Here is a 12187-nt window from a genome sequence, read left to right as displayed (position 1 = left end):
CGCCCGCGCGAAGAGTGACGAAACCATCACGCGGAGCAGTGGTCGCGCGTAGCGCGGGTCGTGTCGAGCTCCGCTTCCACGCATCCGTTCATGATGGGTTCCGCGCGGCTGATGACTTTCCGGGATGCTCCGCCCGTCGTGTACACGGAGGGCCTCCACAGCGGCCAACTCATCGACGATCCAGGGCTCGTGTGCCTGTACCGCGAGTCGTACGATCTGCTCAGGGCCGCCGCACTGCCGCCTGAGGCGTCCCTGGCCATGGTCGAGGAAGCGGCAGAGGATTTCCGAAATGGCACACACCGGCATTGACGTGAGCGCCGCGCTCTGGCGCAAGTCCAGCTACAGCAACGGCACCGGCGGCGACTGCGTCGAGGTGGCCGACGGTCTGCCCGGCGTCGTCCCCGTCCGGGACTCCAAAGACCCCGACGGGCCCGCACTCGTCGTGCGGGCCCCCGCCTGGGTGCCGTTCGTCGCCGCCCTGAAGGCGGGGCGCCTCGGCGCCTGACGGGCGTACCCGCGGCGGCTACCGCCGGTAGAAGATGCGGTCCGCGTACTGCTCCATCACGCGGCCGTTCCACTCGTGGCCGCCGTCGACGTTGCCGGAGCGCAGCAGCGGCGGCTCGATCCCGCGGCGCACCAGCTCCTCGGCGGCGGTGGCCATCACGGCCTGCATGAGGGCGCTGGTGACCACCGTGGAGGCGGGCGCGAAGGGGGCGTCGACGCCCTCGTGCGTCAGCTCCGCGTCCCCGACGGCGATCTTGGAGTCGAGGACGATGTCGCAGTGGTCCTTCAGGAAGGTGCCCGACGCGTGCCGCGAGCGGGTCTCCTTCGCGTATGCCGCGGAGGTCACGCCGACGACGGTGAGGCCGAGGGCGCGGGCGTTCAGGGCCATCTCGACGGGCAGCGCGTTGCGGCCGGACAGGGAGATGACGAAGAGCAGGTCGCCGGAGCGCGCGGGGGAGGAGTCCAGCACGGCGGCGGCGAGGCCGTCGACGCGCTCCAGCGCGGAGCCGAGCGGCGCGGGGACCACGTCGACGCCGACCGCGCCGGGCACGGCGAGCAGGTTCATCAGGGCCAGGCCGCCGGCCCGGTACACCACGTCCTGGGCGGGCAGGGACGAGTGCCCCGCGCCGAACGCGAAGAGCCGCCCGCCGGAGGCGACGGTCTCGGCGACGGCCGCCCCCGCCGCGGCGACGTGCTGCGCCTCCTCGTCCCGCGCCCGCCGCAGCAGGTCGATCGCCGCGTCGAAGAACTGACCGGCCAGATTGCCGTCGCCCATCGCTGTCGCTCCCTCTCTCTGTGTCGCGGATCACGGTGCGGTCTGGACCATTGCGCTGTCAATACCGGGGGTTTCCGCACCGGGCACGGTTGTCGGCGGCATGCGCCACAATTGGTGGAGGGCCGCGCAGGTTGCATGACACGCACGGAGGGGCACGTATGTCCGGATTGATCGACACGACGGAGATGTATCTCCGCACCATCCTCGAACTGGAAGAGGAAGGTGTGGTCCCGATGCGTGCCCGTATCGCGGAGCGGCTCGACCAGAGCGGTCCGACGGTGAGCCAGACGGTCGCGAGGATGGAACGGGACGGGCTGGTCACGGTGGCCGGCGACCGCCACCTGGAGCTGACGGAGGAGGGGCGCCGGCTGGCGACCCGCGTGATGCGCAAGCACCGGCTCGCCGAGTGCCTGCTCGTCGACGTCATCGGCCTGGAGTGGGAGCAGGTCCACGCCGAGGCGTGCCGCTGGGAGCACGTGATGAGCGAGGCCGTCGAGCGCCGTGTGCTGGAGCTGCTGCGGCACCCCACCGAGTCGCCGTACGGGAACCCGATCCCGGGGCTGGAGGAGCTCGGCGAGGAGGGCGAGGCGGATCCGTTCCTCGACGAGAACATGGTGTCGCTGTCCGAGCTGGACCCCGGCACCGGCGGCAAGACCGTCGTCGTCCGGCGGATCGGCGAGCCGATCCAGACGGACGCCCAGCTCATGTACACGCTGCGGCGGGCGGGAGTGCAGCCGGGAGCGGTGGTGAGCGTGACGGAGTCGCCCGGCGGGGTGCTGGTCGGCAGCGGCGGCGAGGCCGCCGAGCTGGGCGCCGACGTGGCGTCCCACGTGTTCGTGGCCAAGCGCTGACGGCCCGGCCCGCCACTCGAAAGGGCCATTCACGCGGAATGGCAGCGCCGGTCTCCGGCGCGTGCCACGCTTGCTCCAGGCATCCGTCCTGACTGTGCGCGAGCCGGGGCCCTGCGGTACGGGGCCCGGGGAGGGGAGCAGCGCCGATGCGCCCGCCGCTGTCCGCGTCGAAGCGCGCCCCTGTGCCCGGGGCGTCCGCGCCGCGGTCCGCCGTGCCCGGAGGCTGCCGGGTCCCCCGAGACGGAGAAGGTCCCGGTGCCGTCACCCGGCACCGGGACCCGACCTCCCCTGTGCTGACCCGGAGCCCCGAGCTCCCAGGGTCATTCCCGTCGGACCGTTCTCCCCGAGTGGTCCGCCTCCCGGTGAAGATCTCCCCTCGGCGGCGCGGGTCAACCCTTGAGCGGGGTCACTCGAATGAGCGGTGTTGCCGCCGGGATCCGTGCTTTCGAATGTGCGTTCGATAGTCTGCGCGCAGGGATGTCCGAGCGGGACAGAAGGGGGTGCCTGGTCACATGGTGCGACGCGTCGACCTGACCGGAGCCGACGGCGTACGCCTCGTGGCGTGGGAGTTCGCCGAGCCGCCCAAGGGCCCCGGCGCCGACGACGGCGGCACGGCCCCGGCACCCGGCGTGTTACTCCTCCACGGGCTGATGGGACGGGCGGGGCACTGGGCCACCACCGCCCGCTGGCTCGCCGAGCGGTTCCGCGCGGTCGCGCTGGACCAGCGGGGCCACGGCCACAGTGCGAAGCCCGCCGACGGGCGGTACACCCGCGAGGCGTACATCGAGGACGCGGCGGCGGCGATCGAGCACCTCGGCCTCGCCCCTGTCACCCTCGTCGGCCACTCCATGGGCGCGCTCACCGCCTGGCAGCTCGCGGCCCACCGCCCCGAGCTGGTGCGGTCCCTCGTCATCAGCGACATGCGGGCCTCCGCGCTCGGCGCGGCCTCCCAGCGCGAGTGGCAGAACTGGTTCCGCACCTGGCCGGTGCCCTTCGCGACACTGGCCGACGTGCGCAAGTGGTTCGGCGAGGACGACCCCCGGGTGGAGCGGCCCAACCCCGCGCGCGGCGCGTACTTCGCCGAGGTCATGGCCGAGTCGGCCGACGGGTGGCGCCCCGTGTTCGCCCCCGAGCAGATGCTGGCGGCCCGCGAGACCTGGGTCCACGACGCCCACTGGGACTCGCTCGCCCAGGTCGCGTGCCCCACCCTGGTGGTCCGCGGACTGGACGGCGAGCTGGGGCGCGCCGAGGCCCAGGAGATGGTGCGGGTCCTGCCGCAGGGACGCTACGCCGAGGTGCCCGACGCGGGCCACTACCTCCACTACGACCAGCCGGAGGCGTGGCGCGCGGCGATCGAACCCTTCCTGGCGGAGACCGCCGGTCTGGCCTGACCCCCGCCCCGGCCCGCCCCGGCGCACCGGGAGGCGGGCCGGGAGGCGGGCCGGACCCGCGGCGTCAGGCCTTGCTGACGGCGGTCAGGATCTCCGGCAGCCGGGCCGCCGTGCGGGTGGCGGACCACCGCAGGCCCGCCCACGCCAGCAGGGCGCCCCACGAGGCCCCCACGACGAGGACGAGCCACCCCAGCGACGGCCGGCCGGACAGGACGGTCCACGCCTGCAGGCCCGCCACGGGCGCCGTCAGCAGCGTCATGCCGACGAAGGCCGCGCCCATCGAGATCCACGCCAGGGCGCCCTGCCCCGGCGCCGCGTTCTTGTACGCGCTGTCCTGCGGGATCGAGTACGGAAAGAACGCCGAGCTCAGCGCCCCCAGGGCCACCAGCGACCCCAGCAGCCCGTACGACAGGCCCAGCGCGCCCGGCAGCGCGACCCAGTCGCCCAGCACCGCCGCCATCACCGCAGTCACCAGCGTCACGTACGGCAGGCTCACCACCAGCAGCGCCAGCGCCCGCGCCCGCAGCTCCTCGTACGCGTCACGCGGCGACGAGATGGTCAGGGCGACCATCCAGAACGCCGACGTGTCCTGGCCGAACTGGTTGAACATCAGGAACCCGAGCATCGCCACGCCGAAGCACGCCCAGTAGATCGTGCCCGCCCCCTGCACGGCGTTGAACAGCGGGATGATCAGGCCGAGCACCAGCGACGTCACCCACGCCGACTTGGTCTTCGGGTCCCGCCAGGCGTACCGCAGGGCGCGCTGCACCACCGCGCCCGTACGCCCCTCCGGCCACAGGCCGCCGGCCCGCCCGCCCCGCTGCTTCGCCGCGCCCCCGGCCGCCGCGATCGTCGACGCGTCCGGGGCGGTCATCAGCTTCGTCAGGCTCCGCTGCCACCAGAAGAGCAGCAGCCCCAGCGCCACCACCGACAGCAGCAGCTGCGCCGCCGCCTGGGCCCACGCGCCGCGGCTCGCCGAATCCACCGCGGCCACCGCCGACGCCGGCGGCACCCACCGCGCCACGGCCGCCGCGGGCTCCAGCGGCGCGAGGCCCGTGCCCGCGGCGCCCAGCCGCTGCGCGCCGAAGTTCACCACCTGGATCCCCACCGCGACCACGAGGCCGCTCAGCAGCGCCAGGTCCCGGCCCTTGCGGGAGGTCAGCAGCCGGATGTTGGCCGCGGCGACCGCCCGCGCCAGCGCCACGCACACCAGCAGCGCGACGAGCACCGCCGGCACGGCCAGTGCCACCGCTCCGGCGCCGTGCGCCACGGACAGGCCCGCGCCCACCGCCGCGCAGACGGTGAACAGCGGCCCGACCCCCACGAGCGAGGCGACCAGCAGCCCCCGCACCAGCGGCGCCGCCCGCAGCGGCAGCATCACCAGACGTGTCGGGTCCAGCGTCTCGTCACCGCTCGGGAAGAACAGCGGCATCACCGCCCACCCCAGCCCCAGCACCGCCAGGGACAGCACCGCGACCGTCGCCGCGGCGTCCGTGCCGCGCAGCAGCAGCAGACCGACCAGCTGCGCCGCCGCGAACAGCACCGCGAACACGACGGAGACGACGAAGGCCGCCGTCCTGCCCGACGACTGGCGCAGCCCGTTGCGCAGCAGGGACAGCTTCAGGCGCACCAGGGTCGCGGTGAGCGACGCGGAGGAGGCGGCAGGGGCGGAGGGCGAAGGGCGCGGGGCGGCGGACACCGTCTGCGTGCTCATCGCGCACCGCCCAGCCAGTCCAGCGACGCGCCCGCGTCCCGGCCCTCGGCGCCCACCAGCTCCAGGAACCGCCGCTGGAGCGTCGGGGCATCACCCCGGACCTCCGCAAGGGTGCCGTGCGCGCGGATCGTGCCCGCCGCCATCACCGCCACCCAGTCGCACAGCGACTCCACCAGCTCCATCACGTGGCTGGAGAAGACCACCGTGGCACCGGAGGCCGTGTAGCGCTCCAGCACGCCGCGGATGGTCTGCGCCGACACCGGGTCGACGCCCTCGAACGGCTCGTCCAGGAACAGCACGTCCGGGTTGTGCAGCAGCGCCGCCGCCAGGCCGATCTTCTTGCGCATGCCGGTCGAGTAGTCGATGACCAGCTTGTGCTGGGACCCGGCCAGGTCCAGGACGTCCAGCAGCTGCGCCGCCCGCTTGTCGACCTCGGCACCCGGCAGGCCCCGCAGCCGGCCCGTGTACGCGAGGAGTTCGCGGCCCGACAGCCGCTCGAAGAGCCGCAGCCCCTCCGGCAGGACGCCGATCCTGGCCTTCACCGCCGCCGGGTCCTGCCAGACGTCGCGGCCCGCGACCTCGATCCGGCCCTGGTCGGGGCGCAGCAGGCCGGTGATCATGGAGAGGGTGGTGGTCTTGCCCGCGCCGTTGGGGCCCACCAGTCCGACGAACTTGCCCGCGGGGAGCGTCAGGTCCACCCCGGCCACCGCGACCTGGGCGCCGAAGCGCTTCCAGAGCCCCTCCACGCGGACGGCGGGCGGCGCCGCCCCGGGCGCTCCACCCGCCATGTCTTCACTCTGCTGCTCGGGCATGGTCGGTGCCCCTCGCTTTCCCCGTCGGTGTGCGTCCACGTGAACGGGGGCCAGCTTACGTACCGACGGGTACGGTCACAGGTGGATCATCCGGCAGTCCTCGGCGGTCGCTGTTGCCGGGGTTCAGCGCTGCCGGGACCGGGCCGCGGCCGCCTCCCGGCCGCACGCGTACGCCAGCGGGCTGATCAGCTCCTCCACGTCCGGCAGCCAGCGGTTGGCCGGGGTGGGCCGCCGCGCCCACTGCACCGCCCCCTGGCCGCCCACCCGGGTCGGCGGCGCGGCCACGTAGTGGCCCTCGCCCTTCGCCACGAGATCGATCCCGGTCGGCGACCAGCCCAGCTTCCGCACCAGGTCCGCCGCCTTCGCCGTGGCGCCCGGCAGTACGAAGAACTGCACCCGCCGGTCCGGGGTGCACAGCACCGGGCCGAGCGTCAGCTCCATCCGCTCCATCCGGGCCAGTGCGAGGAAGCCCGCCGACTCCGGCACGTCGAGCACGTCGAAGGTCCGTCCCGTCGGCAGCAGGATCGAGGCCTTCGGGTGCTTCCCCCACAGCCTGCGGGCCGCGACCGCGCTGCCCGTCGCCTGCGTCGCCCAGTCCGGCCGGGCCGGGTGCGCGCCCGGCGCGGGGCAGGCCGCGTCACCGCACGAGCAGTGCTCCCGGCCCTCGACCGCCTCCAACCACGTGCCGGGGAACACGTCCCAGTGCCGCTCTTCCGCATACCGCACGGCGCTGTCCAGCAGCTGATCCCCGCGCTGCTTCGGGATCGGTGCGGCTTCCGTGACTCCGATGGTCTCTTCCACGGACAGCACAACTCCGCACCCCCACGGGGGTTACGGGGCGCAAAGCCGAAGGGCGGGATGCATCGATTCGGCATGCGGGGCGCATGGGTGCACTCCCGGGGGCGCGCACGGGCGGCGGGAGCCGCGGGCGGGTAGCCACCGTCGGGGAAGGGGGCCGATGCGTCCGACCACACGTCAATACGGGCGTCTCCCGGTATTGCACCGTATTGCCCGGCAATACCGATGTTTTGGTATGACAGCGCCAAGTTCTGCATTCTCCGGACACCAGCCGGGCAGTGATCGACCGACTGATCGCCACCGGCACCACAGGGGGTAGTCATGGCAGCGAGGCCGCTCGTAGCCCGTCAGCCGAACGAACGGCTGCAGGCTCTCATCCAGGAAGCAGGATGCTCCAACGCCGGGCTCGCCCGCCGCGTCAACATGGTGGGGTCGGAACGCGGGCTGGACCTGCGGTACGACAAGACCTCGGTGGCGCGCTGGCTGCGCGGGCAGCAGCCGCGGGGCCGCGCACCCGGGATCATCGCCGAGGCGCTCGGCCGCAAGCTGGGGCGCACCGTCACCATCGACGAGATCGGCATGGCGAACGGCAAGAACCTGGCCGGCGGTGTGGGCCTGCAGTTCTCGCCGACCGTGCTGGGCGCCGTCGAGCAGGTCTGCGAGCTGTGGCGCAGCGACGTGGGGCGCCGGGACTTCCTGTCCGGTTCCGCCGTGGCCGCCTCCGCGCTCGTCGAGCCCAGCCGCGACTGGCTGATCACCGCCCCCGACGCGTCGGTCGCCAGGAACGCGGGCGCGCGCGTGGGGCTTTCGGACGTGCGGGCCGTCCAGGCCATGACCGACGCCCTCGTGGAGCTCGACCACCGGTTCGGCAGCGGCCACGTGCGGCCCGTGGTGGTCCACTACCTCAACAGCGTGGTGTCGGGGATGCTCGCCGGCTCCTACCGGGACGCCGTCGGGCGCCGCCTCTTCGCGGCCGTGGCCCGGCTCACGGAACTCGCCGGGTACATGGCCGTCGACACGGGCCAACCGGGCCTGGCGCAGCGGTACTACATCCAGGCGCTGCGCCTCGCCCAGGCCGCGGGCGACCGGGCCTACGGCGGGTACGTGCTGGCCGCGTCCATGAGCCACCTCGCCGCGCAGCTCGGCAACCCGCGGGAGATCGCCCAGTTGGCGCGGGCCGCGCAGGAGGGCGCCCGCGGGCACGCCACCCCCGGGCGCAGGCCATGTTCCTGGCCGCCGAGGCCCGCGGGCACGCCCTGCTGGGCGACGCGCGCGCCTGCCAGGACGTGGCGGGGCGGGCCGCGGCCGCCCTGGACCGGGCGGACCCGGAGGCGGGCGACGACCCGGTGTGGATCGCCCACTTCGACCACGCGTACCTCGCCGACGAGTTGGCGCACTGCCACCGGGACCTCGGCCAGGCGCAGGCCGCCGCGCGGGCGGCCGGGGAGGCCCTGGACGGGCACCCGGAGGGGCGGGCCCGGCGGCGGGCGATCGGCATGCTGCTGCTGGCCGCGGCGCAGGTCCAGCAGCGCGAGGTGGAGCAGGCGTGCCACACGGGGACCCGGGCCGCGGAGCTGCTGGCGGGGCTGCGGTCGTCGCGGGGCGCGGAGTACCTGGACGATCTGCGGCACCGGCTCGAACCGTACGGGGACGAGCCCGCGGTGCGGGAGTTCGCGGCCCGGACGGAGGCGCAGCCGGTGTAACGGGCCCGGCGGCGGGGCGGGTTGGGCCGGTTCGCCGTGGTACGTGACACACCCGTGTGCGGGGGCGGCGATACACCCGGTAGCGTGAGCCGACGCTTCCGTAGGTTCACACGTAGGAGTCCCGGTGACGCAGAGCGGACATGGCCAGGAGGGCCAGACGTGGGGTCAGCCCCCCGGCCAGCCCTGGGGGCCGCCGCCCCCGCAGCATCCCGGGGCGTACGGGACTCCGCCGCCGGCTCCGCACCAGCCGCCGCACCAGCCGGAGCAGCACCAGCCGGAGCAGCACCAGCCCCTGCCGCTGCCGCCGGAGCAGCAGGCGCAGCAGCACCAGCCGCCCTATCAGCCCCCGCAGCCGCACCAGCTCGACCAGCACCCGCAGCACCCGCAGCCCCACCAGCCGCAGCAGCACCCGCAGTCCCAGCAGCAGTACCAGCAGCCCCTCCAGCCGCCGCACCAGCATCAGGCGTCGCAGCGGCAGCCGGAGGGCGGGGACCCTGCGACGCAGTATCTGCGGCCCGTGCCGCAGTCCCCGCCGGAGAGCCCCGCCGAGTCCACCCAGGTCCTCGGCACCGGCTACGCCGCCAGGCACGGGTCCCCGCAGCCAGGACCCTCGTCCCGGCAGCACGCGCAGCCCCACCGGTCCCCGCAGTCCGGTCCGCCTCCGCAGCAGCAGCCGGCCGGGGGTCCGGACGCCGAGGCCACCCAGTACATACCGCCCGTCACCGGGCATGCCGGGCCGTCCGGTCCGCCCGCGGAGTTCGACAACCTCTTCCGCGACGACTCCCCGGGCGCCACTCAGCAGATCCCGCGCTTCGACTCCGGCCTGCCCCCGGCGGCCCCGCAGGGCTACGGGCAGCAGCGCTACGGCCGTCCGCAGCCCGCACCGTACGGGCAGCACGCCCACCCCGACGACTACTACGACGACGGGCCCGAGCCGCGCCGCCGCTCCTCGAAGCTGGCGCTGGGCGCCGCGGTCGTCGTCGGCTGCGCCGTGATCGGCCTCGGCGCGGGCGCCCTGATGAGCGGTGGCGAGAAGGACGACAGGACCGGCAGCGCGGGGGCCGCCGTGTCCGTCTCCGCGCCGGCCCCGGACACGTCGCCGTCCGCCGAGCCCTCCCCGTCCGAGAAGCCGGTCGACCCGGCGGAGCAGCAGGCCGGGGAGCTGGACAAGCTGCTCGCGGACAGCGGGGCCAGCCGCGCCTCGGTGATCAGCTCCGTGGAGAAGATCAAGCAGTGCAAGGACCTCGACCGGGCGGCCGCCGACCTGAAGGCCGCCGCCGCCCAGCGCCGCGAGCTGGTGACCCGGCTCCAGGCCATCGAGATCGACAAGCTGCCGGACCACGGTGAGCTGAGTGCCTCCCTCACCAAGGCGTGGCAGGCGTCGGCGACCGCGGACGACCACTACGCCGCCTGGGCCGTGCAGGTGAAGAAGCCGAAGTACTGCAAGGACGGCGAGGCGCAGCGCACCAAGCACACCGCGCAGGCGTCCCGTTCGAGCGGTGAGGCCACCGCGGCCAAGCAGAAGGCCGCACGTCTCTGGAACGGCATCGCCGAGACGTACGGCCTGACGAAGCGGCAGCCCACCCAGCTCTAGCCGACCCGGGGCGCTCCCGGTGGGGCCGGGCCCGCGAGCGGGTCAGGAGCGGGCGTCCAGCAGGGTCCGGCCGACGTCGACGAAGCCGGACTTCTGTGCCACGAGGCGGCCCCTGCGCACCACCTGGAAGGTCACCTCGGGGTTCACGATCCGCGGGTAGCCCGGCGTGCCCAGCATGTCCTCGTAGCGCCAGCGCAGGTCCGGGGTGAGCCCGCCGGTGTCCACGCGCAGGCCGCGGTCCAGGGCGAGCACGACCCGGCCCGCGGTGACGTCCTCGTCGCCCAGTGCCTCGACGGCCTTGCGCAGCACGGTGTAGGCGATCCACGTGGTCTGGACGCCGGCGTCCGCCGGGTCGATCCGGTTGTCGCCGAAGGCGTGCTGCTGGATCACCTGCTTCATCGGGTCCCAGCGCGGGTCGCCCGCGTCGGGGTACCAGCCGGTGATGTAGGCGCCCTCGAAGGGGCCGGAGGCGCCGCCTGTGCGGTCGACGAGGAGCTGGTCGACGCTGCCCAGCACGGACGAGACCCGCACCTGCCGGCCGTCCGACGGGAGCCGCCGGAAGGAGTCGAAGAAGTGCGCGGTGCGCTCGCCGAGCGCGGCCGTGACGCAGCCGCCCTCCTCGCCGGCCCGGGAGCGGGAGCGGTGCGCGACCGCGGCGTACTCGCCGGCGTCGTCGGCGGCCGGGATGTCGATGGCCCGCTGGTGGCTGCCCTGTGCGAGCCCGGAGTTGAGCAGGGGCGGCAGCGCGTCGCCGGCCACGGTGTCGGGCCGGACGAGGGAGACCCGCTCGCAGGAGTCGGCGAGCTGCATGCCGTTCCCGGCGAGGAGGGCGATCTGCCCGCCGTTGACGGGGTAGGAGAGGTGGCTGGTGAACTCCTCGTCGGACAGGCCGTAGCCGCCGATGTAGGGGATGTTCGCCGCCTCCAGGATGGCCATGAAGGCGCGGCCGTGCTGGCTGTACGAGCCCACGACGGCCACCGCGCCCTCCCTCACCGCCTCGCGGGCGCAGGCGGCGGCGCCCGCGGCGGAGTTCCCTTCGTTGCAGGTGAGCACACGCAGCTCGTGCCCGTTGATGCCGCCCTGCTCGTTGATCCAGCGGCCGTACGCCTCGGCCATGGCGGGCATGCCGGGCATGTTGGTGGCCTTGGTGCTGTCCGGGGCCCAGGTCATCACCGTGAGCGGCTCCCTGGAGCCCCCCGTGGCTCCGGGGAGAGCACCGCAGCCGGTGAGGAGGGAGGCCATGACGAGCGCGAGGGCACCCGCGGCCGCGGACGTGACGGAGGTGGGGATACGTCGCCTGCCGGTACCGGTCATGGACACGCACACTTCCGCCTCATGGGTAACGGTGCAGTGTGGGTGGTTCAACAGCGGGTGACACCGCGGTGAATTGCGGGATCCGGTGGCCGGGCGCGGTCCCCGACGGCCGGGACGTTACGATCGCGAAGTGCCGCACGCCGGTCGGCACGTGCGCCGATAGCTCCTCCGGGCCCGGTTCCGCAAGGACCGAGGCCACAAGGTGAACGATGATGAACTCTTCCCGTCGCGGCCGTCGCTCATCCACCATGGGCGGCATGCCGCTCAACGACATGCCGTGGTGGCGCTGGCGGGCGAACGTCCGCTCGGCGCTGCACATGCTCTCCGACCCCCGCTTCCACGAGGAGTGCTGGCTGGCGGGCAGGGAAGGGTACGGGGACGTCACGGACGCCGTGTACCGCCTGGTGGAGGACACCTGGCTGGACAATTGGTCCGCCGAGAAGTACGTCGGGACGATATTCCGCGACTCGGGCGAGGCGGCCCTGGTCGACGTGGCGGTGCTGCGCGTCCTGCGGATCCTGCACCAGGTCGGCGCGGACGCCCCCGTGAAGGCGTTCCTCGACCACCACGCCTGGCCCGAGGCCGTACGGGCGGCCCGTGAGGCGCACGTGCTGCTCGCCGCGAACGACGGCGAGGACCCGGACGAGCCGCCGCGGAGCCTGGAGGTCCTGCGCATCGCGACGGGCGCGCGCTAGCCGCGCCCCGCAGGGCCTCGGGTTTCGCCCGGTCCC

11 protein-coding genes and 2 pseudogenes are annotated in these 12187 nt (G+C 74.1%); 7 read left to right on the top strand and 6 right to left on the bottom strand.

Annotated features, from left to right (window positions below; all coding sequences use genetic code 11):
* Positions 1–60: 60 nt before the first annotated feature.
* Both L6E17_RS25540 and L6E17_RS25535 read left to right on the top strand, forming a co-directional pair.
* A pseudogene (locus tag L6E17_RS25540) lies at positions 61–309 on the top strand (Scr1 family TA system antitoxin-like transcriptional regulator); the annotation flags it as partial.
* Positions 290–505 carry a DUF397 domain-containing protein gene (locus L6E17_RS25535; protein WP_236243050.1) on the top strand — a complete coding sequence of 72 codons (216 nt, stop codon included), beginning with the start codon at positions 290–292 and terminating at the stop codon, positions 503–505. The pseudogene L6E17_RS25540 and the gene L6E17_RS25535, both read left to right, overlap by 20 nt.
* 18 nt (positions 506–523) lie before the next feature.
* Here the strand turns inward: L6E17_RS25535 and L6E17_RS25530 are convergent, their stop codons facing one another.
* The gene (locus L6E17_RS25530) at positions 524–1279 is read right to left on the bottom strand and encodes an SIS domain-containing protein (protein ID WP_236243049.1); all 756 of its coding nucleotides are present in this window, start codon (positions 1277–1279) and stop codon (positions 524–526) included.
* Positions 1280–1437: 158 nt separating this feature from the next.
* Here L6E17_RS25530 and L6E17_RS25525 point away from each other — a divergent pair, with 158 nt between their 5' ends.
* Positions 1438–2130 (top strand): metal-dependent transcriptional regulator, encoded by a 693-nt coding sequence (locus L6E17_RS25525; RefSeq protein ID WP_236243048.1) that lies wholly within the window; start codon positions 1438–1440, stop codon positions 2128–2130.
* Between the two features lie 512 nt (positions 2131–2642).
* Entirely contained in the window at positions 2643–3521 is an 879-nt protein-coding gene (locus L6E17_RS25520; RefSeq protein WP_236243047.1) for an alpha/beta fold hydrolase, read from the top strand.
* A 64-nt stretch (positions 3522–3585) separates the two neighbouring features.
* Here L6E17_RS25520 and L6E17_RS25515 read toward each other — a convergent pair whose 3' ends face one another.
* From L6E17_RS25515 to L6E17_RS25505, 3 genes are all read right to left on the bottom strand, one after another.
* Positions 3586–5235, bottom strand: coding sequence for a transporter (locus tag L6E17_RS25515; RefSeq protein WP_236243046.1), 1650 nt, complete (start codon positions 5233–5235; stop codon positions 3586–3588).
* Positions 5232–6047 carry an ABC transporter ATP-binding protein gene (locus L6E17_RS25510; protein ID WP_236243045.1) on the bottom strand — a complete coding sequence of 272 codons (816 nt, stop codon included), beginning with the start codon at positions 6045–6047 and terminating at the stop codon, positions 5232–5234. The genes L6E17_RS25515 and L6E17_RS25510 overlap by 4 nt, the downstream gene beginning before the upstream one ends.
* Before the next feature lie 123 nt (positions 6048–6170).
* On the bottom strand, positions 6171–6857 hold the full coding sequence (locus tag L6E17_RS25505) for a bifunctional DNA primase/polymerase (RefSeq protein WP_236243044.1): 687 nt from the start codon (positions 6855–6857) through the stop codon (positions 6171–6173).
* A 309-nt stretch (positions 6858–7166) separates the two neighbouring features.
* Here L6E17_RS25505 and L6E17_RS25500 point away from each other — a divergent pair.
* Positions 7167–8548: pseudogene (locus L6E17_RS25500) on the top strand (transcriptional regulator).
* Positions 8549–8654: 106 nt separating this feature from the next.
* Here the strand turns inward: L6E17_RS25500 and L6E17_RS25495 are convergent.
* Positions 8655–9008, bottom strand: a complete 354-nt coding sequence (locus L6E17_RS25495) for a hypothetical protein (RefSeq protein ID WP_236243043.1) — start codon at positions 9006–9008, stop codon at positions 8655–8657.
* Between the two features lie 57 nt (positions 9009–9065).
* Here L6E17_RS25495 and L6E17_RS25490 point away from each other — a divergent pair, with 57 nt between their 5' ends.
* A complete protein-coding gene (locus tag L6E17_RS25490; protein WP_236243042.1) occupies positions 9066–10142 on the top strand; it encodes a hypothetical protein in 1077 nt (358 codons plus the stop codon).
* Between the two features lie 42 nt (positions 10143–10184).
* Here the strand turns inward: L6E17_RS25490 and L6E17_RS25485 are convergent, their stop codons facing one another.
* Positions 10185–11456: an ABC transporter substrate-binding protein gene (locus L6E17_RS25485; RefSeq protein WP_236243110.1), complete on the bottom strand. Its 1272-nt coding sequence runs from the start codon at positions 11454–11456 to the stop codon at positions 10185–10187.
* 248 nt (positions 11457–11704) lie between these two features.
* Between L6E17_RS25485 and L6E17_RS25480 the strand changes: the two genes are divergently transcribed.
* Positions 11705–12151, top strand: coding sequence for a hypothetical protein (locus tag L6E17_RS25480; RefSeq protein WP_236243109.1), 447 nt, complete (start codon positions 11705–11707; stop codon positions 12149–12151).
* Positions 12152–12187: the final 36 nt, after the last annotated feature.

Origin of the sequence: Streptomyces sp. CC228A, assembly GCF_021390935.1 — a bacterium.
In the GTDB taxonomy this organism is placed as follows: domain Bacteria; phylum Actinomycetota; class Actinomycetes; order Streptomycetales; family Streptomycetaceae; genus Streptomyces.
Note: the sequence above shows the minus strand (reverse complement) of the source record. Positions and strands in the feature narration are given on the sequence as shown.